Source organism: Aliivibrio sp. A6, assembly GCF_028765505.1.
GTDB classification, from domain to species: Bacteria; Pseudomonadota; Gammaproteobacteria; order Enterobacterales; family Vibrionaceae; genus Aliivibrio; species Aliivibrio finisterrensis_A.
In genome coordinates, this window is record NZ_JARACR010000001.1 from 1 (window position 1) to 26,423 (window position 26,423).

Annotated in this window: 16 protein-coding genes; 2 read left to right on the top strand and 14 right to left on the bottom strand. The window is 35.3% G+C overall.

All coding sequences use genetic code 11. The features are described 5' to 3' along the window. The 13 genes from PVK70_RS00005 to PVK70_RS00065 form a co-directional block, all read right to left on the bottom strand. Positions 1–786: CHASE domain-containing protein (locus PVK70_RS00005; protein ID WP_274441240.1), on the bottom strand; the 786-nt coding region annotated here is incomplete at its 3' end. A gap of 312 nt (positions 787–1,098) precedes the next feature. Continuing rightward, a complete protein-coding gene (locus PVK70_RS00010) occupies positions 1,099–2,193 on the bottom strand; it encodes a methyl-accepting chemotaxis protein (protein ID WP_130049347.1) in 1,095 nt (364 codons plus the stop codon). Positions 2,194–2,475: 282 nt separating this feature from the next. Further along, on the bottom strand, positions 2,476–2,961 hold the full coding sequence (locus PVK70_RS00015; RefSeq protein WP_005423180.1) for a VOC family protein: 486 nt from the start codon (positions 2,959–2,961) through the stop codon (positions 2,476–2,478). A 388-nt stretch (positions 2,962–3,349) separates the two neighbouring features. Next, on the bottom strand, positions 3,350–4,081 hold the full coding sequence (locus PVK70_RS00020; RefSeq protein WP_130049348.1) for a hypothetical protein: 732 nt from the start codon (positions 4,079–4,081) through the stop codon (positions 3,350–3,352). After that, entirely contained in the window at positions 4,068–4,286 is a 219-nt protein-coding gene (locus PVK70_RS00025) for a hypothetical protein (protein WP_130049349.1), read from the bottom strand. Before PVK70_RS00025 ends, PVK70_RS00020 begins: the two co-directional genes overlap by 14 nt. A 1-nt stretch (position 4,287) precedes the next feature. Further along, the gene (locus PVK70_RS00030) at positions 4,288–5,001 is read right to left on the bottom strand and encodes a hypothetical protein (RefSeq protein WP_130049350.1); all 714 of its coding nucleotides are present in this window, start codon (positions 4,999–5,001) and stop codon (positions 4,288–4,290) included. Continuing rightward, positions 5,002–8,274, bottom strand: a complete 3,273-nt coding sequence (locus PVK70_RS00035) for a T6SS effector BTH_I2691 family protein (protein WP_130049351.1) — start codon at positions 8,272–8,274, stop codon at positions 5,002–5,004. Positions 8,275–9,196: 922 nt separating this feature from the next. Next, a complete protein-coding gene (locus PVK70_RS00040) occupies positions 9,197–9,814 on the bottom strand; it encodes an imm11 family protein (RefSeq protein WP_130049352.1) in 618 nt (205 codons plus the stop codon). A gap of 1 nt (position 9,815) precedes the next feature. Further along, the gene (locus PVK70_RS00045; protein WP_130049353.1) at positions 9,816–13,019 is read right to left on the bottom strand and encodes a PAAR-like domain-containing protein; all 3,204 of its coding nucleotides are present in this window, start codon (positions 13,017–13,019) and stop codon (positions 9,816–9,818) included. 488 nt (positions 13,020–13,507) lie between these two features. Further along, positions 13,508–13,735, bottom strand: a complete 228-nt coding sequence (locus PVK70_RS19075) for a hypothetical protein (protein ID WP_422836548.1) — start codon at positions 13,733–13,735, stop codon at positions 13,508–13,510. A gap of 815 nt (positions 13,736–14,550) precedes the next feature. Continuing rightward, positions 14,551–15,057 carry a hypothetical protein gene (locus PVK70_RS00055; RefSeq protein ID WP_130049501.1) on the bottom strand — a complete coding sequence of 169 codons (507 nt, stop codon included), beginning with the start codon at positions 15,055–15,057 and terminating at the stop codon, positions 14,551–14,553. 269 nt (positions 15,058–15,326) lie between these two features. Then, positions 15,327–16,709, bottom strand: a complete 1,383-nt coding sequence (locus PVK70_RS00060; protein ID WP_130066624.1) for a hypothetical protein — start codon at positions 16,707–16,709, stop codon at positions 15,327–15,329. 5 nt (positions 16,710–16,714) lie between these two features. Continuing rightward, the gene (locus PVK70_RS00065; protein ID WP_130049413.1) at positions 16,715–21,646 is read right to left on the bottom strand and encodes an AAA domain-containing protein; all 4,932 of its coding nucleotides are present in this window, start codon (positions 21,644–21,646) and stop codon (positions 16,715–16,717) included. Positions 21,647–21,988: 342 nt separating this feature from the next. On the opposite strand from PVK70_RS00065, the gene PVK70_RS00070 reads away from it, so the two are divergent. After that, entirely contained in the window at positions 21,989–23,170 is a 1,182-nt protein-coding gene (locus PVK70_RS00070) for a DUF6035 family protein (protein WP_130049391.1), read from the top strand. A gap of 126 nt (positions 23,171–23,296) precedes the next feature. Here the strand turns inward: PVK70_RS00070 and PVK70_RS00075 are convergent, their stop codons facing one another. Then, entirely contained in the window at positions 23,297–23,494 is a 198-nt protein-coding gene (locus PVK70_RS00075; RefSeq protein ID WP_130049392.1) for an MbcA/ParS/Xre antitoxin family protein, read from the bottom strand. Between the two features lie 583 nt (positions 23,495–24,077). Here PVK70_RS00075 and PVK70_RS00080 point away from each other — a divergent pair. Next, positions 24,078–26,393: a hypothetical protein gene (locus tag PVK70_RS00080; protein WP_130049393.1), complete on the top strand. Its 2,316-nt coding sequence runs from the start codon at positions 24,078–24,080 to the stop codon at positions 26,391–26,393. Positions 26,394–26,423: the final 30 nt, after the last annotated feature.

Sequence of the window (26,423 nt, forward strand, 5' to 3'; positions counted from 1 at the left end):
CATCATACATAAGGTGAAAAAAACACATACAAAAATAACTGCTTTAATTTTTAGGCTTGGTTGATACGATGCTAATGACAACTCCCAATGAACATTAAATATATTAATAATACCTTTAACAGCATCATTATTATTAATATCACCTTTAGATAGAACCAATTTTTCCTCAGCGATACCGGAATCTGGATTATAACCTGTTATTTTATAGTTATTCATTTCTTCTCTGATGAGTTCTTGTTTTATAAGTTCTGAAATAGACGATAAATGCACCACTAATGAGGTAAAACCTAAAAAGGTATTGTTACTTAAAATAGCTTTTCTTACGATAAATGCTTGTTTTCCATTTTGGATCAATGTGACAGGGCCTATCACTCTTACATCATTATTTTTTATTGACTCCAACCCTCCTTTCCTTCGGTTTTCATCATTTAAAATATCATGCCCGAGTGCTAGCTTATTTTCTTCATAAGGGTATACATAAGAGACTATCCCATTAGGTAATAATAAAGTGGCATCCACATTATGATATTCAGATAGTAAAGATGCACTGATTTGATTAAATTTTTCTAGTGATAGCGTTTTTTGGTCAGAGATCTTTACAATTTCTTTTAATACATCAACAGCAATAACGGCATCATTAAATACCGATTCAACAAGATCATTGATTGCTATGACAGAATGAGAAATACGCCTTTCATTTTCAGCCTTATTAATATTTAGAACAATAATCTCAGAAATAAGAATAGAAACAAGAAGTAAAACAAAAAACAACAATTTACCTAACATGCGTCATCACTATTTAACAAATAAAGAATACCCTTTAAATATATAGAGAATTTAACTTAATGATAGATGATACACATAGCTATAAAAAGATAAAAATCAACATTATAAAGGTGAATCCTCTAATGATAACAAATTAATAGCATTATTCAACGGCTTTATGATTGGTTATTTATTGTACGATTAAATTGCATGTCAACAAAAAAGCCTAAACCGAAGTCTAGGCCTTAATCATCTTCAAGGGAATAACGCATAATATCCATACACGTTACCACCAAACTTCTCAATCCGAGCAATTACGCCATGAAAATCTTACTATTTTGATAATAAATGAATTTCATCTTCTATCTTATCCAGCAAATCAATAACTTTCTCTGCGGCATTTTCCATTAAGGCTAAATGATGCATACCTTTATCATTATCGCCATTATTAAAAGCTTGAAGTGCTAAACGACCTTCACTATGTACACTGGCATGCGGTGTTTCAAGCTCTTTATAAGAGATACAATTAGAAAATAATTGCTTACCACGCCCTGCATAATACCATTTACCTAAACGACACTGATGGTGATCTGCCACTCCTGAGTCATTAAAATCATGCTTATGCACTCGTTGATATATATTTGCCTTCCATACCACATGATCTAATTGAACTAATCTTAAGAAAATAGAAGAATAAATAGATTCAACCAATGAATACAGCTGCTGAGATTTATTCACTAGCGAGGTTACGATACCTACAAGTTCACCAATTTTCTCACTCAATGCAGTACAGTTTTTCTCAATTAATGTCGCACTTTGGTCACAGCGTAATGTATTATCTGTAATATTACTTACTTCCAATTGAATTTGACTTGCTGCAACACTGGCGTTCTGTGCTAGTTTTCTAACTTCATCAGCGACAACCGCAAAGCCTCGGCCATGTTCACCGGCTCTAGCCGCTTCTATCGCAGCATTTAATGCAAGTAAGTTGGTTTGATCTGATACTGAATTAATCGTAATGACAAACTGACTAATATCAGTCGCGTTTATTTTTAATACATCAAGAGAATTACCACTGTTCGTTACTTCAGTCATTAATTCACTTAATATATTTCTAAATTCTGTTAATACTGATATACCATCTCGATTTTCTTGTACATGCTGCTCTAAATATTCTTTTAATTTCTCAGTAGAAGTCGCCATATTGGTTCGAATACTTTCAATTGGCGATATGGTCTGTAATAAGCTATCTGAGAATGTATGTTGTATTTTTAACTGCTTATCAGTTTGTTCTAATAGTCGCTTTTTTTCACTGCATTTCATTTCTTGCTCTATAATATGAGCTTGCAGTTGTTCTATTGTACTTTCTAATCCTTGTATTTTTTCTTCATCCATTTTTTTTTGTTTAAACAGGGTGAAAGAAAGCATGTTAAAAACCATCCTTAATATATAATTTAATGTTAATTGATGTTGCTTATTGGTTGCTGTGATAGTGGCATTTACTTCACGCTGAAAATGCTATTATCTTATATAAGATATAAACAACTGATGTTAACACAAATATATCAGCTCAGCGCTTAAAATACACTTAGTATTATCCATCATGTGGTTATTAACATGGTAAGGAGTAAATATAGTCAATAAATAGGCAGCGCTGTGATTTTGACTAAAAAGGCCTAAACCGAAGTCTAAGCCTTAATCATCTTATTTTTATTCGTACTCAGCAGAATACGTTTCTTTATAGGTATGAGAATACAATTCAAATAGGTTGCCAAACGGGTCTTCTAAATATACCATTTGTGATGTGTTGTTATCATCTTCTGGGTGGTAACGCATAATATCCATGCGAACCTTCCCTCCAAATTCTTCAGTACGAGCGATCACACCGTGAAAATCATCTGTTTGAAGACAGAAATGGAAAATACCGATTCGAGAGAAATCCACTTCATGACGTTCTTGACGCTCTTTCATTTCAAATAACTCAAAACCAATACCGTCTTTTGTTAATAAGTGCGCAATATTGAAACCTTTAAACCCTTCACCAAATACAGCGATACACATTCTACCAATGGCAGTTTCACGCTCTTCTTCAACTTTTGTGTTACCCATTACCACTTCAAGACCAAGCGCTTTTGTGTAAAACTCAACCGCTTTGTCCATATCGCCAACCATGATGCCTACGTGATTCATTTTCATAATTTACCTCAAATTCAGTTTTATAATTCGTTGTTCGTTTCGATGAGGTAATAATAGTAAAAGCATTGGATAATATGAAATTATCAATATTTATTATTTTGATAATTTTTTGTTATATCATGAGGTTATCGCTTTTATTTAATCTTTTTCTTTTGACAATTTACATTGTCTTTGTGTCTATATGCAATCACAAGCCCCAGAAACAAAAAAAGCGAGCCATCATAGCTCACTTTTAACTCTATGTTTTTATTATAATTTACAGCAACTCAACAGACTGCTGAGCGATCACAAATTCTTTGTTGGTTGGCAATCCATTAGTATTGCACCTTAAATACTCCTAATTTATGATGCTATACATTTCAGTGTTCAGACATCTAGGTTCAATAAATCATTCTGCAATTTCATCTTGCTGATAAACAGGATGTTTATATTGGTCATTTAATCTTTTTATTTTGACTATTTCCATTTCTGGGAAAAGTAATTTTAAATGGGATAACAATTCCGCTTTTTGTTCGAGGGTCTGAGTATATATATCGCCTATATACCCATACGCACCTTTTTCAGGGATCGCTAATGACACCACACCATCATTAATTATGTGAAAAACAACACTGCGTTCATCAATAAATATATGGCTCTTATCTACGGTTGGCTGGAAATTTGTCATCCCAAATGATATGAGCGCAAAAGCCCCTGCCCCAACAAAAGCCAAAGGGCCAAATATAAAGGCAATGATAATACAGACCACAATGCCAATCCAAGCAAAGCCTCGCGCAATTTTATAAGCCATCTCTGGGATCATGTCTTGTTCAGTGTAATGAATACCCATTGATGTTAGGTGGTAACAACGATGTTTATCTGGTGTAAAAAGATATCTTGAAATCAATACCATCATAGTCAGGAAAGTAAATATCGCCCAAAAAGAATATGAATTTAAGGTTATATCTTCAGAAACAGACCAAAGAAATAACAAGATAAGTAAACCAATAAATACCGAATACCCCCAGTTAAATAGATTATTATATTTTAATCCAGCCCCTTCATAATCCCATGCATAAATAATCTCTGCACTATACAACTCTTCTTTTAATTTAATTATTTGATCTTTAGAACTCATCATTCACCTCAACTTTAATAGTGCGGATGACGTTATCTTTCCGTGCTGGCAATATATCAAGCTCACCTTGGCTACTACCTGAAGCAATATAGCCTAACTTTTCATGCTCTGATGCTTGCCAGTTAAAAGGCAGGCTAATGAAGACCGTAATACTATCTTTGGTTGTACCACCTAAATTTAATAGGCACATTAATTTCGATTGTTTCATTCTAATCTTGAATGAAAATAGGATGCTTAAACATATCATTTAACTTAGCTAACTCTACGTACTCTATATTTTTTTGGCTATTTTGAATCGCTGTTATAATTTGTTTCTTTTGCTCTAAAGAAGGTACGTAAAAGTCTCGACGACAACAATAATCAGGAGCCGTATAACTGTCTACTCTGAACATAGTATCGTTAACTAGATTAAATAAAATTGGCCTATCAGAAAAAAAAACTTCATGCTCTTGTATAGTTGACTGGAAATTTGTCATCCCAAATGACATGAGTGCAAAGGCCCCTGCTCCAACAAAAGCCAAAGGACCAAACATAAAGGCTACGATAATACAGACCACAATGCCAACCCAAGCAAAGCCTCGCGCAATTTTATAAGCCACTTCAGGGATCATGTCTTGTTCAGTGTAATGAATACCCATTGATGTTAGGTGATAACAACGATGTTTATCTGGTGCAAATAAATATCTCCCTATAAACACCAGTGTCGTTGATAAAATAAAGAGCCCCAAAAAAACAGGTGAGTCTACTGTCATGTCAGTAACCGACCAAAGAAACAATAATGGTATTCCTCCTGAAAATATTGACAAAATCCAGTATGCTAAATTAGTGTATTTTTGACCCGCGCCCTGATACTCCCAAGAATAAATTGTATTCGCTTTGTAAAGTTGATCTCTTAGCCGTTTTTTTTGTTCACCTGCATTCATTTAGTTCACATCCACATTAATTGTTCTAATGGAAGATTCTTTAAATGCAGGTGATATAACAAGCTCACCTTGGCTATTACCTGAAGCAATATAGCCTAACTTTTCATGCTCTGATGCTTGCCAGTTAAAAGGCAGGCTAATAAAGACCGTAATACTATCTTTGGTTGTACCAGCTAAATCTAAACGATAGACTGGATTTCCCGTTTCATCTTTACTCCAAACACCATTTTGTTCGTTTACGACTACCGTAGGTTTTGGTGAAGATGTCACATAGCTGTACTTATTTTGCATTGGTGTGCGCGTAACTTGTAAACCAATAGATTTACCTTTTGTGTACATGGGTAAATATATCTCTAATTGCCATTGTTGCCCCGCAACGGAACCGTATATTGCTTTAGAAGGAGAGCTAGAAAATACTTTGTTGAGCCTTACTTGAGGCTTATGAATAATCTGCTCCAATCGGGTCAACTCATCAACGACTTCCCATTGCTTTGAAGCTTTCCCCCATGTGGAATGTAATAGCCATTTTTCTAATTCGGAGCGCTTAAAGGCATTGATAATTATAATCGAGATAAAAAAGAGAATTGAACTAACCATAAATGTGGTCAACATCCAAGGCGCGATAATAGCACCGATACTAGTAGAGAATACCCCAAATCGACTAAAGACGTTTGCTCCAAACTGGAAGAAATATACAACCGTTTGAGAAAAAGTCGATATCCCTTTCAGTCCATATCCAAACCGTTCCATCGGTGAATGACTCGTATCTTTAAATTTATCATAGCTCTCCCACGTCTCTAATGCTGTCGCGATTAAACCAAATAAAGATACCGCAGCGGTTGTTTTGGCAAAGGTGGCTAAACTTTGTCTAAGTTCGTATGAATGAGTACTACTTCGCAATGCTATTTTCAGTGACTCTGAAAGCAAAGATTGGTTAGTCGCCATCTTGCTCCACGCTACATCTCTCCAAACTGCGGTGACTGCTGATACCGCATAACTCGTCGCATAGGTTGCTTCTCTAACCGCTGGGTTGGTCCATACATTACTTTCAGGATATTGCTCTGCTTTATGGTGGATATTTTTAAGCACTGCAGCCGTATTCCAAAGGTTAAGGATGGCGACAACCCCTCCCATCTTACCCATTTTATTCCACGATGCTTGAGTAATATCTTTACCTTGCTGCCAACTGCGCTCTATTGCTTCATTGAGCATTTGCTTGGCGGCATTATTGACGGCTTCATATTTAAGCATCACCATCACTGGAATTTCGCTACTCAATAACTTTTGCATTCTTTGTTGAGCGCTGCGCATGGTTTGTATTTGATGGTTTTTTGGTGTCGGTTGCCCTGATGGTGGCTGACTAATTTGACGAATGATCATCATTTCTGCATTCATCTTTCGCTGCCACGCGGCAAAGTGTGCAGGGTAATCTGGGTTATGTATCACTATTGCCTCGGGGTTAACCAAGGCTTCTAATATGACCAACCTTAAATTACTGACCATCCCCTGAGGCGTTGTTGCTGTGTTCATTTGATGTGGAAACAGTAAATTCGCTATCCCTCTCCAACTCTCTTTAGCTTGGCCTGTTACTGCATTTTGCAGAGCAAGGAAACTTAACTGAACAGGCTCAGCTAATGCTTTAAACCATTTATTATCTTGAATTCGAATATCATCAGTAAAGCCTCCCCAACTCGCTATCGCTCCCGATAATGCCCCCATATCACCTGAACTATTGGTTGAAATAAGGTGATTACTCAACTCTTCCACATGATCATTAAGTGCTTGTAAGTGGTCGTTTGAAAATCCCAATGACGCTAATGCAAACAGTGTTTTTGGCGAATCGAGGGAAAGTGCACTTTCTAGAGTGGCGTACTCCTTCTCGGTATTCACCGCTTGTTTGATTACCTGTAAATATTGGCTGATTACACTTAATAAATAAGTGAGGTGGTCTTCATCTTGATTATCAATACCAATGACTAATGGATCCGTTCCTAATTGCTCAAACGCCTCCATAAAATCTTGATAGAGCATGGCAATACGCTTATCTTGATCTTTAAGTTGGGTGTAGTGTTGAGTAAGAAACTCATCTAACTCACTCCAATTAACCTCATCACTGAAGAGAGTATTCTTTTCCCAAGCGGTTTTCTGCTCATCACTGGGCGTAAAATCGTACTTCTCTTTTAGTTCAGAGTGTTTCTCTAACGCTTCTTCTTGAAGTGGAGTAAATGGGGTATTACCAATGCTTGGATTTGACTCTAAAGCCGCAGACTCTTTATCTGCCAGAGACTGAATGGCTAGATATTCGGTTAACTGGCGTTCAAATTCCAATACCTTCACTGGATCATCGCTAATTTGCTCAGGTAGATCCTCAGGCTTTAGCCTTACTCGACCCAGATTACGGGTAATCTCAGCCATTTGCAGTTTATGGATATTATCTTCATCTTTGTGTATTGCGCTGCGTAGTGTGATTTCTTCTGCAAGTAGTAAGAATAAATCGGATACATCTGCTAACGGATCATCTAGCGCAATAAACATCCCACAATCTTGGGCTGGTAGATCGACTCGATAATCGACATCCCAACACCCTGACTTATCTGCTACATGTTTAAAGCTGTCAGTTTGAGTTTGAGCTTCAGTTGAAGTTAATGGTGTGCAAGTCGAGTCAAACATCCCTGTTGGAGCACCATTTACGCCAATATCTGCTGCATAGTGACCAAGCTTAGAAGAAAGTCCTGCATGAGAGTGAGCCAAGGCCGAGTTAAATTGTTTTAGATTAACCTTACGTATCCATAATGAGCGATTAGTTTCATGGGAGCGCATATGCTCACACAATCGCCATGTCCAACGTTGATGGGCAAATGCCATATAGATCGTATTCTTAGCTGGGTACACTAAACAACTCTTCGTTTCACCTTTGCTACCTCGTTCATTAGCGGGCTTATCGGCTTCATCGTTTGACCACTCAATTTTAGTAAACTCATACCCTTCAATTTGATATTCATGAAACGTTTTATCCGTTTCATCATACACATACAACCAACCATCACGGAGTTGTCTTAACGTATACTGACGCTGCTTAGGCGTAAATCGGCCTTTCCATTGCGTATCAGTGCTTGGAAGTGGATGCATTTGCACCCCTTGTTCATTCATATCGTCCAAGGCATAACGAACGGGAATAATGCCAATATCACTACGCTGAAAGGGGCATAAGCCAACAGGACTTTTTATGTCACGGGTTGATGCGCACATAGCGGCTTTGTTGGCAGTACTCATTCAATACTCTTCCTTATGTGTATTTAGCATTTACTTTGACTGGCTGATTGCTTACGAAAAACCAACAAGTAAGGTTTCTTGTAAAATCGAGATGAGAAAACTCTATATAGGTGAGAAATAAGACACAATAAAATCACACATTTTAAGACTTAAAAATCAAATCGACCCGAGAGAGTTCACACTTTAAATGAAAGAGATTGTTGGAAGATGAGTGATTTTTTATTTATAAGGTTCGGGAGAACTTATCAACAATAAAATCAATAGGATGTGAAATTTAGCATTAATTATCTGCAAGTGTTTCTTTTGTATGTATATGCAATCACAAACCCCAGAAACAAAAAAAGCGAGCCATCATAGCTCGCTTTTAAATCTATGTTTTTATTATAATTTATAGTAATTCAACAGACTGTTGAGCTATCACAAATTCTTCATTGGTTGGGGTAGGTAAAGTATTGCAAATTAATTCTGAGTCTCTTTAATAAACTTTTGTGCTGCTTTTTATTTTTGCATATTCCTTTATTCATTAATGCTGTCTCTTTACGGTTTATAGGGATTAGGTAGCTAAATGCTACACCTACCAAATAAAAGCGCTGTAATTACAGTTAGTTAGCTATCTTTCTCAAAAATAAATTTAACCGTCAAGGAAATCCGATTATTTATCTGATGTTTGCGGTGCTATATGTAAATTAGTGGATCTGCGGATTGTTTGTATTATATGTTTGATGGTACATCGGTCAATGTTCAGTAAGTTTGTTTGTTCGGAACAAACGTTTCTAACTAACTTTTGCACGAAATCTTACTAGAATATGCACTCTGTTTTGTTATGTCGAATTAGATAAAGCGCAGTTAGACGTTTTATCTAATTCGGATGACGAGATAAGCATAAAAATGAGAGCCCTATATCTTAGAGCTCAACCATAACCTACAAATCAGCGTAAAAATCATCATCAAACCCACTGCTTATTCCCCAGTCTTTCACTTTTTTAAAACCAACCCCCGTTAAATTCGCTGCTTTTAATGCGGCTACCACGGTTTCATGGAAAAGAAATTGTGGATCTTCTGATAACCTAAATATTAATCGCTCTTGAAGAGGGATTTTGTCCAACAAGTTTTCATCCAATGAGAACGATTCTAATATGAAATCATCATCCACATAAGTTCCATCAATTTTAGAACGACCTTGATGCATAACTCGATAATGATTCCAGATGTGCATGAAATAATGCTCACTCCACACTTGATCACCATTAATGATATCCGCTTGATAAAAATCGACATTTTGAGGTTTAAAGGTTTCTATCACTTGCTTAAACTTTTCAGAAACTAAATCATCTCCTGTATCATGATAGTCACAAGGGCTAAAAAGAGCTTTGTCGCCTTGATTGACGCGTACTTTACCTGAACCTCTGACTAATCTCTTTATCGAACGCTGTGAAAGTAGTCTTTCTAATCCATCATCACTGCCATCAATCTGTCCAAGCATGTACTGCCCCGACGCACCTTGCTCTGTTAATACATAATATTCATCATCGTATTTCATTTTATTTTCCTAGTTCCAATTTACTATTAAATTTACCTTTACCTAACTCATGATTTCTTTCGTCTGGGCACTCTAATGCCCTGTTATTATTTTCTCGCTTAGCTTCAATACCTTCATTGCCACAACAACCCAATTTACTGCTTGGTTTATAATCACGGCTGTCCCAAGCAATTGTCCACTCAAAACTATCGATATACCCTAATATTTTTTTGCTGTGCTCTGTCATTTGCTTTTCAAATTCAGATTTCATTTTTTTAGAGTTATCGGCATATTTACATAAATTACCTTTCTCAACTGAATCTTTAACTTTCTTAATTAGTTTTGTCGCTGCTTTAGGGTAGCGAAAATCATTCCCATTATTCTTAGCAAAAAGCGTATCTTGAAATACCAGTATTTTTTCATTGTTTTTTTCTTTCTCATGTTTATTCAGTGCAGATAAAACACGCTCATCTATATTTAATGCCATTCCTTGATCATGGCTACCTTTGTGCCTCTGAACATTGAGTTCGCAAGCAAGTATGGCTTGTGCAGGTAACACTACGCTGTTGTGAGGGCCATTGATGTTATAGCTGAATTGATTGAACATCTTTCTCCATATTTTATCTTCAACCGATTCACAGGGGATGACATGGTGAACTTCCAGTGATCGATCGCCTGTATACCATATGTGAGTTTTTGGATAACCTGATACTTTTTTACGAATGCCAGCATAAAGAGCTGAGTTTTTACGGGTATTTTCTCCTTTACCTAATGTCGGTTTTGTTTTATTTTTGCAACTCACATCATTACAAATAGGGCACGTTTTCGGGAGCTTAGTTTCACTCTTTTCTTGATGCTGAACTTTATCATGTGTATTAAATTTATCTTTATTTAACTTGCCAATATCACTGATAATATTAATGGTTTCTTCCAGTAGTTTTCCTGTTTTTCTACCCGTGGTAGCCGCTACAGTAATTGCAGCCATTATTGGTGCGCCGACACCGCCTGCAAATGCCCCTGCCGCCGTGCTCCCCGTAATAACAACAGAATCAACACCAGCTTGGCTAACTTGTGAGGCTAATACTTCAGTCACTTTATCCGCAGGCATCGCTTCAAGGATTTTTTTAGGTAAACTCGCCAAAATCTGTCGAGCTTCAGGGTCTGATACAATTAATATCAACATTTCCATCGATTCTGACGCTTCACTGAGCTGCTCTTGATTACGTTGTTTCCAGTCTTTGAAACTCTTTTCTAACTCATCAACTTCCCCAAATGCGATAGCATTCACTAAACTGGTAATGTCGATATTTGCTAATGTCATTAACTCTCCGAACTCACCCAAATCAGGAACATATTCCGTTATACCAGTTTTTATACCAGAGAATGCATGTTGACTTTGTTGCCATGATTGTTCGAGAAAGCTTAAGTTATTAAAATTTTCTTTTTGTATATTGAGTTCAGCAAGGTGTTCATCAACTAGCACTTTAAATTGGGCGACAATGAGCGCTGACGCGGGTTTTTCATTCGCATTATCAAGTAATGTTACAGCTGTTTCTTTGGCAATTTTATCCAGTGCAACATCAAGCGCTTTATAGCTATCTGGCAACTTATCTTTTGCCTCTTGTGCTTTATCTTTATCACCAAATTCAATGTGCGCCGTTAATTTCGGTCCTCCCCATACTTGCGCATAGCCATTTGGATTTAATACCCCTTCAAAGACTTGCTCATTAGAAAAAATGACTTTAAACGGAATATTGGACGCTGGGGTTTTCTCCAGGTCATCATAGTTTAATTGCAAAATAAGTGGTTCAGGAGTTTCATTTAATGCGTGTACGACATGAACAAAGGCATTGGCTTCAATTGAATGCCCAACTTTATCTGTTTTAACGGCAAATACATCATCACTGTCTGTAGATATTTGATTTATTTTATCTTTCGTGTGCTTAAAACACGTGGTGATATCATCTGTCAGTGTACGCTTGAAGGTTTTTAGCTGACTTATATGTGAATTAAATATATAAACCAGAGGAGCATAACGTTTTAAGTCAGCTTGTGTTTTAAGAAACTCAATTCGGTTGATAAGCTTTGAAAGGAGTGAGTCAAGCGCTGTGGCTATTTGCTGTTTTGATGACACCCAATCAAAATTATCAATAAATGCCTTTGGATTGCCTCTGCCTAAATCACGCAATCTGGCTAACAGGTTATGGTAAGACTGCTTCTCTGGGTATTGAATAAATAACGCGATAATAGCCCCAAGTTGATACGTTGGAGGCGAGGCCGCAATTAATAAATTATCAATTACTCTTTGCTCCGAGCCTGCCTCAGGAGAAAGTGCATTAATAAATAACTGAGCCATTATCTGACTTTCTTTTGCATTGATTGCTAATTCAAAATGAGATTGAATTTCGAGTTCTAAAATTTGAATAAAATATTTATCGCTCAATAACTTAGAGCCCATAATACCCCAAATATTATTCCTAGAGGTATTTGTAGATAGTAACCAGAATGCCCTTTCATGATTAACTAATTTATCAAAGAATACGGCATCATCGAGCGCTGAATTATAACGATTGTTCTTCTTTCTGCGGTTTACAAGTGCATAATCCGCTTCACTTTCGTCAAAGTGAACATGACAATAGTCATTTGCCAATGAAGATACCGTACATTTTCCTTTTGCATCAAGTTTACCCTCATGAATAATCACACCATCGTTACTGATTAGCTTAAAAGGCGCATTAGAAAATGGTTTTCCATCACGAGGGTAAGAACAATGTATGTCTATTGTATAATCACCTTCTTCTTTTGTAGATACGTTGACAGAATCTTGATCTATTCCGCCCAGACACATTGTATTAGCTTTGTTCATTGTCATTTGGTCAGAAAGGCGACACACTCCTTTACCTTCAATTCTAACTGTCGGAGAAGAAGTAATAAATTTCGCTTCCCCTTCAATCGTACCTGATGCAATACCTTTCTTATCACCACCTGAGTCACCTGTACTCTTTGAGAATGAACAGCCTTTTATCGCAATACTGTTTCCTCCATCAGCGGTAACAGTTTTACTCCCGTTAGCCAAGTCAGCCGATTTAGCTGAGTTGCCATAAGGAATAGGAACAACAGCGTTCCCTACGGTTGTTAAACAGACATCAGGGAGTGTTGCGTTTGCTTTACCATCAGAATTTTTGTGAACAATGCTGAGTCCATTTGCACTTATCGTTACCGCCATATTGACCCTTTATAGTTTATGGTTATTGGTCAATTATATTCTAGCTTTCATTTTCAAATTATCTGAAATAATAGGTGTTTTAACTAAATGTATATGTAATTTGAGTATAAGTTGTATTTAATGGGATATATCATTAAATATGTGTTTTACAGAGATGATAATGACGAAAGTGAGTAATTCATTTAAGGGGCAGAAACGCTCTACGAAATGCCCACCTTGGTGGGCTAGGAGTCAAGAGGATTACCTCTTGCCCGCAGCTATCGTGCATCTTTTACGAAGCAAAAGTGTAACGATAGCGCAGCGGGTTACATTGTCGTCACACTTTCAGTGAACGCCTATTTCGAGTTGTCCCCAATGCCATCTATGCACTTAAGGTGATAGCTATGTCGTCTAAACGAAATAGATTTACGGCCTCTACAAACAGCTCTGGCTCCAATCGTTTACCATATCTTCCGTAGGTCATGTTTTGATGCTTATGGCCTACAATGTCAGAAACCACATGCTCTTCGAACATTCGCACGTTTTAACTCATCAATAAAGGTATGACGGAATGAATAGGCGGTTGCTCGTTGTCCTGCTTTAAATCCCACATCATTAAGAATGTTGCCGAAGGTCTTTCTATAATCCTTTGACCAATCATTATCTGCACCGCGAAGCATTACATTAAAGAGCAGCGTCTCTTTTGCTCGCTGGCGAGCTTTTACAAACCTTATCAACTGTATTCCATTATTCTAAATTGTGGTTCCGAGAAAGATAAACAAAAATATCTAGCTAGTGGCATCCTAGATGATATTGGCTGGGAGTATTATATCTCCTAGTCACATAGTTAAACAATTCCATCCATCACTTTACTAGTCCCATTCTGACTCATGTTTCCAACAGTTTGCAATAGAGTTGATAATCGAAATATAGGTGGCTTCCAAAGCAGTTAAAGAACCAAGATTTAAAGCATCGCGCTTAATGATGCTGCTTTAGTTTCATTTTTTCCTCTGCGCCTAACACCTGTCAATCGGATAACTTTTAGTAGGGTAAACTAGCATTGATAGGATATGAAGACAGTATCGTTAGTGATGGTTGAATCAACATATAATCGAGTAGGAGGAGGCCTCGCCGCCTCCCTCCTCTCACGCCACCGTACAAGCGTGGGTCGCATACGGCGGTTCCAAATACATTTTTAGTGCCTTTTACCCATCAAGCAATGAGTATAATCCCATTTCTGTCAAACCCACGTTAGTTGTTGCAATCACAAGCCCCAAAAACAAAAAGCGAGCCGTCATAGCTCGCTCTTAACCTTTGTTTTTATTATAATTTACAGTAGTTCAACGAGTTGTTGAGCATTCACAAGTTCTTAATTAATTGAGGTTGGTAAAGTATCGCAAGTTATTTATAAGCATCAGAAAATGTACTTCCCGTATATAGCATCATGAATTACAACAAGATAAAATGCATAAAGTCTTTAAAGTAAATAGGCTATATGCAGTAGATTAAAAAATTAACGATACTGGTTCAGTTACATATATACCGAAAAATCTCAGCCATAATCAATGAATCCATTTTCTTTTACCGCAAATCTCACGATTTTAATCAATACTCGAAATCGCCGATTCATTAATGCTTGCTCTGACTGATAAGAACGCATTGTCATATGCTCAAGGCCATCGAAAAACTCCTCTTTATCGTCATAGTCACTGTAATACGAGAAAGCGAATTCCTTCCATGTGATAGCTTCTGTCTTATCCGCGTTCTTATCAAAGGCAGTTAACAGATCCTCACATTCATTGTGAGTGATTACTCCTTCAGAGCTAAAGAAGTGATGTTCAAAGCCAACTGTTCCAACTTCACTACTTAAAAAATCTAGATAACGTTTTAGATCTGAATAAGATTGAAAAGATATGGAAAGATATTCGTTGCAATCATTCGACGGATAAACCCTGTCAACTTCTATGCCTAGTTTTTCAGCGTCACGTTCGATAACGCATCTGTATTCTGAATTGAAGTTCTTGCCCTGCAATGTACAACCTGATATTAAAACACCCATAATTAAACCTTAAAAATCAAACCATAACGTTATAGATACAATGAGGTACAATTAACACCAACTAATTAACCCAATGGCAAAATCAATCTTCTAAGTGTCCCTTAATTATTTTTCTCGTATATAAAAACTAAGAATTAAAGGACACCAAATATCAAAGAAACCATTAAAACAATCGATATTCTAGCTCGAAGAGCTAGTTAAAAAGCATGCTACGCATGCAAATTCAATTAAGTTCCTCATATTCACACACTGCAACCTAAATCCAATAATTATAATTTACCGATTAAATTCGGCTTATCATATGCAGACGAACCATCCAGGAACTCATTTGCAACTTTAGCTAATTTAGCGACTAATCTCTGATCTGTTGTAAAAAAACCTAGTGGTATATGAACAGGACTAAGATCAGGCAATGACAAATGATAACTTACAGCTGCAAATTCATTTTCTAAGAATAAAACCTCAACATTGCCATCAAATAAACCGTTTCTTATCCCTTCACAACACAGCATATTGCCTAATTTATGCTTCCATATCTTACCAGCTTGATTTTCAACACTCTGCTCATCACATGGTAAATAGACCTTTAACTCATAATGCGTGTTTTTCTTATTCGTTTGGTAATTAATCAAGCTTTCTTTTGCTTTATTAAACCCTTCACTCATTCCCCAATAACGGGTATTTGCCCCAATCCAGCACAGTGTTCTTTGTTTCTGTGTTTTATTCTGTGGTTTCAGTTTTTTCACACAGGACTCAATTGCACTCCATGGCTGTTTACCATATAACGGGCCAACCAAAATATTATATGGTTTATCAAAAGATCCCGCCGCCATTTCGGCAATCATACCTCGAAAATCTATATTTTTATTTTTTATAAAACGAGAAACTGACATATCTTCTAAAACATCCCATGCAGCACTAATACTATCAACATTACAACCTAACCTTATGTGGTCAGTTTCTTGTGAAATAGCTTGCGTTATTGCCTCATCATTTTCATAGATCTTATCTACATAAAACGGCTTAACACGGCTGTCTAAATCTATCTCAAATTTACGTCTCACTCTGTGGGCAATTGTTTTCTTTCTTGTTACTTTATCAACAGAGTAAAGGCTTGGTAACGAGTTATCATGAGTATTAATAACACCCAACTCTCCTCTTTCTACAAGCTGTTGAAAATGTTTAGTAAACATTGCTCTTGCATGCAGTTCACTTAAACTTTGTACTTCATGATTAATCTCTAACCGAAGACCCGTATGCCAATTTTCATGATGGTTTTTAACTTTATTAAAACCAACCAACTCAAATGAAACAGATGATGTTCTTGACTGCGGTTTTTCAATCATTGGCTTATCATCTAAAGATGAAAAATAGCCTTTCGCTAATGTTGTTAGACATAGCTTTCCTTCATCCGAATATACTATTTCACCTTTGCTTATAGGCTCTTCTATCGCCGTTGCCAATTCACGTGGGTTAAATCCAAAAAACGAAGATATTTCAAATTTAGAAAGCGGTGAAATATAAAGCACTTTAAGAAGAAATTCTTTTACAAACGGAAAGCCCTGTTTACTTAAATACGAATATTCAACACTAAATGTCTCTGTAGGAACGACATAATCTACTTCATTAAATTGAATTGATGTATTTTCCATAATATTTATACCGCCTTTTTAAATTTTTTCGTTACAGCATCTACAAAACGATATAAATCTTCATTCGTATTTTCTTCCATAAATTTAATTACTTTACCGAATGGTAGTTGACTATTCTTTCCTTGCCACATTCTTTTATCACCAACAATTACCAAACGATCCATAGCTCTTGAAAGACCGACATTGATTCGGTTTGGTAATTTTAAAAAGCCTGGGGATTGCTTTTGTTCTGAACGTGTAACCGATAAAATAATGACACGATTTTCTTTGCCTTGATAACTATCAACAGTATCAATTTTCAAAAGTTTCATAAGCTCATCTGATAAAGAAGCTTTTTTAACCTTCTGTCTTAAAATTCTTTTCTGCTCAGCATACATACAAATAACACCAATAGCAGCTTCACCGTCTTTAACCTGCTCAAACAATGAATTTATAAAACTTTCATCTTTATCAATTTGTCTAAGTAAATCAACGATAGCATCAGCCTCAGCATCATTATAAATACTTCGACCTGAACCACTTTGATGATGTGCTTTTTTTCCTAAGCTTGAAGTATCAAGCCATGTCGTCGTCGAACTCATAGCCATAGGTACATCACGATATATATCAGGGATATTTCGTTCACCATTTTCAAGCTCTCCATCATAGAAACACTTAGAGACCAAAGTGCCTATAGCTGGAGCCATCCGATATTGTACTAGTAGCTTTGCCCCAACCTGTTCTCCATATTCACTTTCAAACGCTCGAGCAAAATCACTTTCAATTAATTCATCAATATCGTTTGAGGTTTGAATACCCAAATGTCTCGCCAAAGCCTTTTTATGAGGATCAGTATATAAAGGTGGCAACTGCTTATGATCACCAACCAAAAGGACTCGTTTACCAACCTGCATTGCAATTGCTAACTCACTTGCAATTGAACGAGCGGCTTCATCAATAATAATCCAGTCATACTGATTACTAGCAATATCAATATCCCAGTTACCTATACCAACACAAGTACCAGCTACCAGCTGCTTCGAACGAGCCAAGAACTCATCCATATTGGCATTACCTGATTGCATAATTCGTATCATATCCTTCGACAAGGCCACTATTCGTTGGACTAAACTAAACGTATTTTCTTCGATAGCATATTCATGGTTTAAACCTTCAACTAAGTCGATACAAACCTCATCTAAATTATCATGCCAATCTTTATTACTACGTATTTTTTGGGGCAATCGACTATTAATTAATGATTTTCTCTCACCAATTTCTTTTTTCAGCACTTTCTTCTGCTTGGTGAGCAATTCTTTATCATCAATTGCTATCAGTGCATTTTTTTGATTAGCTATATGTGAAAGTATTTGCTTATCTAAAATTAAATAAGCTTCTAAATAATCAGTTGGTGCCTTTAACGATTTAGCTAAATTCAACACTCTATACTTCAATTGCGTTTCAAATTGCTCTACTTTTTGGCTGACAATATTATTAGAATAAGCATCGCGCAAAGAATGAGAAATAGTTGACTCACTCCGACTAAAACGCACCACATCTAGATCTGTTTTTAAACGATCACAATGTTTACGAATTCTTTCCGCAGCAGTATTTACCGCTTCATGCGATTGACTTACCAATAAGATGCGCTCGGCACCTTGCTTTTCAATCAAATAATGAACGAAAGCAGCAATAAATTCTGTCTTACCCGTACCAGGAGGTCCCTGAAGCATTGATAACGGACCGTATTTTAAAAGTTTTTGAAATGCAACACGTTGCTTATCATTGAGCTTAATAACATTACCGTTATCATCTTCTCGATCATAACGTTCAAAATCTTCATCAGTAACAGTTAAATCATAATCTATAGGTAATAACCCACAATCAGGTTCAAAATAATCAGATAAATTTTCAATAACAGAGTCTTTATCAAGAATACGAGTTAAAGCATTTTTTCGCTTATTAAAAGAGGATTTATCAGCTTTACTACGAAAGAAAATAATATCTTCCTCCTTCAATTTATTCGCTCTGGAGGAAAAACGCGATAAATTAACTCTATTTAATCCTGAAGCCGATAAATTTACTTCACCAATAAAGTAATCCTCTTCACCATCTACGATAATAGCTTCAACCTGATCTTTAGCCGTAAATCCATCTAAAGGATCTTTTTCAGCTTCATATGATAATATAAGAATATCTTTATTATCTTTATATGCACTCGGCTCTCCTGTAAGCTCCACATAAGGATGAGATTCTGTTTCTGTCTTTAGAATCGCTTGCCAAAGCTCTCTTGTGGATATTGGCTTAACATTCAACTCAACGTTAACAATATCAACAGTTTTATCTATTAATAGTGGCTCTATTTTTCTCTGCTTTAACTGAAATTGTTTAATTGCATTTTCAAAACTATAAATTTGTCGAACCCGTCTATTGAGCGCCTCTAAGTTACTTGCTCGACCTTGAGAAACACGAATAGCAAAAGGAAGCTCTAAGGCAGCCTTTTCAATATCTCGAGGAAAAATGCTATCTCTTTTTTTAGGAGCTAGACCATGTTCAAATGCAAAACTAACTTGGTTGAAGAAAAGCCTAAAAAATCCACCTAAGCCATAAACACTCATAACTAAGCCAGAAGCATTGTTAGAGCTTTCTTCTATTGATACATATAGCTTACCGTTATCTGGATATACAATCAGGGGTTCAAAACCATCTTTAGCCCCACCAATTTCGATATCAATAATTTCAACTGATGGCTGCAATATTTTTTCAGGGTTTAATACCGCATCTTTAAAACGAGTTAATTCTCTAAAACCAAAGTCAACATCTTCAAGTTCATGAATAATAGCCTTACTAATCGCTTCAAAGTGCAAGCTTTCAAAGCCCCAATCAATACCTAACAACTCAGAACTTACTTTCATCACTGCATAGTTATCACGAACAAAGGCAGAGCAATTAGGGGCATCTACAGGACTATATTCAGTATTAAATAACTCTTCTGCATCATGATGGAAATCTAAAACATCAATAATAAAAACATCGCAATGCTTATCTACCAGAATATTTTCAGGCTTTAAATCCCCATGAGCGAAACCTAATGAATGCATATGTTCAATATGTGCAACTAAACTGTTTATAATATCATGTCTACGATTACGCATTCGATAAGGATCTAAAGGCTCACCCTCAATCCACTCACTCACCAAATACAAAGAACAATCTCTTGCTGTAATACCATAATCTGCAATCGTAGGAATGAAGCTTAAGTTAAGACTTTGTAACTTTTCTACACGCTCTAAAAAAGACAATGTGCGCAGTCCAAGTCCTGTATTAATCTCTGTAGGATTTATATTATTCCAAACTTTCACGACACCATTATCAGATCTATAGACCTCCTTTAAATCAGATTCAGAAATGAACTCGACTTCAGGGTGCAATCGTCCAATTTTACTTGGCCTAACAAATCGTTCTAGTTCTTTAGTTGAAAAACTAAATGCTTCTTCTTTACTTGGTTCTTGCTTTGCCAGAGCATCTAAAAGATCACTAGCATTATTAAAACCTTCACCCTTAAATGCATTTAATAACGTATCACCATACCATTCAGTGCATTGTGAAATTTGATTTAACAGCTCTTTTTCAAATACTGGCGTTAAACGTTTTGCTTTAATAATTGCCCATGCAATAACAGCAAGACGAGAAACATCATTTTGATATGGTGATAATGAAGGTGTTGTTTGGTTATATACAGACAATTCATCACGAATATTACCCACAGTTTCTTTCTTACGATCAAATGCAGAGATAAAATTAGATAGAGCAACGCGCTGCCCAGTACTTAACCAAATACTATGTTTACCGATATCTCGATGCGCAAGCTGTAATTGGTGTAAATCTGCAAAACGAGCCACTAATACTTTAACTAAGTTTATTCGCTCATCAATTGATAAATTTCCACCATACGTAGCTATAAAATCATTTAACCGCTCATGCCCATGAGGTAACTCTACCACTTCATTATATTGTGAAGTTATCTTATCTTTAGTAGGTATTGTTAGAGATGAAACGCAATGCTCATATAACCTTCTATTTTCTCTTCTTATCTTAGTAAGGACTTCTCGTTCACGAGAGGCTATTTTTATACGTCCATCTGGAGTCTTTGCATCATAATTTGAAAGCTTGTCAAAGTCCCAACTTCGAATGATTGCACGATCGTTTTTATCAGCCACACTTTGAGCAAAGTATTCTTTATACACTTGATTAGGATGTTCAAAAATTTGTTCTTGCCCTAACCAACCATCAACAGATAAGGGTCTTGCTTCTACTTTTTGATCATTAAGCAATAAACTCTTTTCTAAAAGCGGAATATCTTGAAGTAGTACTTTTGCGTTGGGATGCGGAGTAAAACGCTTATTAAACTTATGCTCATCCACACATAATTGAGAAAATTCTTTTAACGTTATAGTATGAGCCAAGTCACTTACATTGATACCAGAAAAATCACTATCCCCACTCATTACCACTAAAAAATGGACATGAGGAACACGACCTTCATTTTTAAATTTTTTAGCAAAGGGCTTGAGTAAATTTTTAAGTAAAAACTCTTTATTACGAGTCACCTCTACAGGAGATTTCCCTCGATCCTCATTACCCCAAAACCATTTCCCTCGATTTGAAGTAATCGGCTTACCATTCCAATGTTTAAGTTCAACAATAAGAATATTACAGTGAGTTACAATTAATAAATCGATCTCCCCCTGTTTATTTTTATTGATAAAACGAAAGCCAGCATATCCTTTCCACCCCTCATTAAAGGATTTCTTCAGCACTTTAGAAGAATTAAGCTTTTGATTTTTATTCTTATCTTGTACTTTGTGACAAATAGAATTAGTCAGTACATTTTCAATCTTTTTTATCGCATCGATTTCATGGCGTTCAAGCCCGCCATCCCAATATTTTATATTCATATTTTTCTTATTGTTGATTCGTCACAAAAAAACCACTTCTAATCGAGATTTAGTACCCAAGGTACTCACCACAACCTAGCCTCTAATGAAGCAGCTTTCATAATTGTCGCAAGATATCACTTAAAGCCTAGGTAAACTCTTGCTTTTATTTCATTTTCCTGAATTTTAATAAACAACTCAAGGTAACTCTATAAATTATGCGACTTTAAATATTCAATTGTCGATATTCCCCCCCTAATCACATAGAATTTCGTGATATACCATAAATATTTAAACCTTGTATATTTAACCAGTATTTAATTTATGCATAATTGAGGAAATAATTTTGTGTAAGCTGCAATTATGACTACTAGTTCAAGAAATATGACTTCTGTTTTCATGACAGAACAAGACAAAGAAATCGATACAAACGATTTTTTAGATAACTGTGAAGAAGAAGAGTTTTTTCTACTCCGAACGGAGATAGAGAAGCATAGAAAGACTCAACCAATTGCACTGTGTAGTGTTTGTTTTCAGCCCGTTGTACTTCGAGCAAATACACACAGGACTACTTTTTTTGCTCATGTAAAAGATTCTGAAGATTGCCCAGTAAAAACTACGACCAACTTAACGCAAGAAGAAATTCGTGCGATGCAATATAATGGACAAAAAGAAGGACGTTTACATAGAGAAAATAAGGAAAAAATTTCACAACTACTTATCCAAGATCCCCTCTTTGAAAATAACGTAAGTATAGAAAAAACATTTCGAGAGAAACACCCTGTTGGTATAGCTAAACAATGGCGTAGACCAGATATATCAGCAAAATTAGCATCGGATAAAAGAGACGTTGTTTTCGAATTACAAATATCAACAACATTTCTTGATGTAATAATCCATCGAGAAGAATTTTATAAACAAAATGATGCCTATATAACGTGGATTTTTCTTTCTTTTGATCAAAAAAAATTTACAACGCTCGACATTGCTTATGCCAATAAAGCTAATATTTTTGTATTTAATCAAGAGGCTCTTTATGAATCTGAAAAACGTAATTCCCTTATTCTAAAGTGCTATTATAGAAAACCATACATGACAGAAAATTTAGATATTGGCTATTCATGGACATCTGAATTTGTCGATTTTTCAATTTTAAATTTTGATGAAGAAAATAAAAAAATATTTTACATCGATACAGGAAAGCTTAAAAATGATGTAATTAAGCAAATTCAAAATGAGCGAATTAGGATCAAATCTGAAAAATTAGAAGCTGAACGTATTGCACGTGAAGCCCTACGTTTACAAGAACAAAATGTATATGATGAACAAAAAAGGTTTGAGAAATATCAACAATCATACCCTAATTTTAAAACACCAACACAATACAAAGAAAAAAACCATAGACATAAACAGTTGTCGACCAAAGTCGTATCACATAAATCATATGGTGAAGCTGTAATTTGCAAAAAATGTTTCATTATAGGTAAACCCAAAAAGCTTGGAAGATTATTTGTATGCGCTAAATGTGGTCATGAGTGCAATTAATCATAGCAGTCTTTCTATATAATACCTTCTGTATTATTCCATCATTTTCTGCCCTTTAACAAGAAGGAAGTACTCACTTGCAAAAGTGGCACTTCCACTATTTATTCAATAATAATTCTCACAACATCACGAAAAATCACCTAACTCAATTCGCTCAATCATCTCTAACACCCTATTCTTACCATCTTTTAGCTTCAGTACTTCTAGCGGTGTTAAGCCATTTAAAGGCTGTTTTGGAGTAGAAAGCCATTCATTGCAAAGTGCTTCATCATTAAATAATTTGTACAAACACTCTCTTACATCTCTATCGATATTGCTATTCATAACTAATTCCTTTTCCTTATAACTTACAGAACCAAGTTCATCTTTTTCAATCAGAGTGTCCCTTAATTATTTCTCTCATATATAAATACTAATAATTAAAGGACACTTAATGTCATTGTACATAAGTCATCAATTGATATTCTAGCTCGAAGAGCTAGTTAAAAAGCATGCTACGCATGCAAATTCGATTAATGTAACTACACTCATCCGTCCTTTCATTAATCATCATTATTAACTAATTGATAATCATTTACAGACTCAAAACCTCTTCACTTCCACCCGTTACTTAAATGTAATCAAAACAACCACAGAATGTTAATTTGAGAAATTTATCATATCCCTATGTTATTAAAGTCGAATATTAACACCTATAATTTGACAACCAAAATAAAGACAAAAAAGCAAGATAAATATTTTATTTTATTTTCCATCTTGCTAATATTTAGATCCATTTGATTTATTATGGGGATTTTTAACACTTCAAAAAAATTGGCTTCATACAAGGTTTTTTGTCTATTTACTGATGAAAAACAATAATCATAGAATACGTCAAATCAAATTTTTAATATTACATAGGCGTTATATGAACACTCCATATCAATCTCAAATAAAAAACGTAAACAACCCAGAATCATTAAAAGTAACCCTTCACGTAGGTGCCTATAATGATAAATTAGCCAGCAACAGTGACAGGAATGACTTAGTTGTAGGTGACATCTATCACGCAGCTAACACATATAAAGATATGCACAATGTATTACGAAGGATATGCGTACAAACAGATAAAGCGACGGAGAAACAAACCATTGATTCCATTCTAGCTGGAATAAAACACTCCATTGAAATCATAATCAACAGCATCTGTATTTCTCTTGAATCCGATTTATTGAATAATTACCGTACATTCACAGATGCTTATAAGTTAACAGGTATAGAACAATTCAAAAAATTAGCTATAGAAGAAATCACCTCTATGACACCCCATCTTATTCCTAATGATTATGCGTCCAAAGAGCTAGTGAAAGCCTTCAATATGTCTCAAAATGACGCTGAGAGTGAAATAAGGGCATCTAACTCAAACGTCTATAATGCAGTCAAAAAAACATTACAACTCTCTAGTGGTGAAACCATTTCAAGCTTAGATGATATTACCTTTAAAAAAAATCATATCACAATAATAAAAGCAGGTATGGGACAAGGTAAAACCACTCGTGTGAATAAAGAATGTGTACATCTATTACAGGTAAATCCTCAAGCAAAAATTGCATTTATTAACTATCGAAATGCACTGTGCTCTAAATTCCACACCGATATTGAACTATTACACGGTTCTCCCATTTCATTAGCAACACATAATGAAAAAAATTTAGGGTTGCTAGAACAAGCATCTATCATCACTACATCAATTAACTCATTACCAAAAGTGATGCCTTATGTGCTTAAAGCTGATTTAATTATTTTCGATGAATCAGAAAAAGGCATCATGTCAATAGCAGGAAAACATTATAAAAATGAACAGCATGCCGAAAAATCATACGACGCCCTTGAGAATTTATTGCAGCAACAAAAACAAATTATTTTACTCGACGCGGATACTTCAGATGATATCACCGTTCGCTTTATAAATCATATCAACGTTAATAGTGTGAGTATTTACAAAAAACAAACCGATAATATTTATTCTAAATATAAGGTTATTATTCAGCACCGTGACGCCACATTAGCCACTGGAATAACATCAAAACTGGTTGCTTTTGATCGTGTTCGCATATTGTGGAATGAAATAAAAAAATTATCTTTTGAATCAAACAGACATGATAGTTACAAAAAAGCTCTGGATGCAGGTATTTTAGTCGTTTGCGGTGCCACAAAAGAAAAAGGAGAAGTAATTGAATTTATTAGAAATCCAAACCAAGAAAGCATGAAATATCAACGCATATTTTACTCTCCTTATCTTGGCTCAGGATTTAGTATTACCTGCGATTTTTCAGATGAGATCACAATTGTAAGCGATAATATATTAACGCCTATGGAACTATTACAAATGTCTTTACGATTCAGAGCAGTAAAGACAATTAAGTTTGCAGTGCAAAAAAAACATACACAAATAAAGGCATACTCTTATAAATCAAAAAATACGCCCTTTGATTTTAATGAAATGAAAAAATCAACGGAAGATAGTTCTTACAGATTAAAAATGAACACCCCCTTAGCTCTATACCATACTTTGAATGAATTAGGTTTTAATATTCATATAGAAAAAATCACGACCAATGAAAAAACAAAAAAATCATTAATAGATACTTTATTAAACAATAAAATATCTACAAAAGATGTAGATTTTATAGAAAACGCTAAAAACATTAATGATATTTCAGATTTTCTCATTAGTCACACCACTCTAACAAAAGAGCAAAAATTCAGCTTTATTAAATATGGTATTGCAAATGAATTAAACATACCTACTAGTCAAGTTGATAAACAGACTATCCTTTTTTACTCTGATTTTAAAATGAAAAACTTAACAACAAAACTAAACAATCATCATCTATCAGATAAAAATATAGACGATGAAGATAAAAACATCCTCATCGCGATAAGTGAAATACTAAATATTATGAATGTAAGGTTTGAACACAAAACTATGCTATCAACTCAAACATACCAATTAACATATGACCACTTGACAAATAAAAAGGATTTATTTCTTCCTTATTTTACTACAAATAGTTTTCGTAATAGAAGTGAACAAACTATGAATCATGTTAAAAGAACAGTAAATAAATTACTTAAAATACTAGGATTCAAGGTAGAAACTGTAGGATCAAACAAAAACAAATCTCGTGATGTCTGCGTTAGTATGCACCCTCTTGCTAAGCGTTATATTGCAAATGCATAAAAGCGTCAGGCAGAAAGTAACCGTCATCAA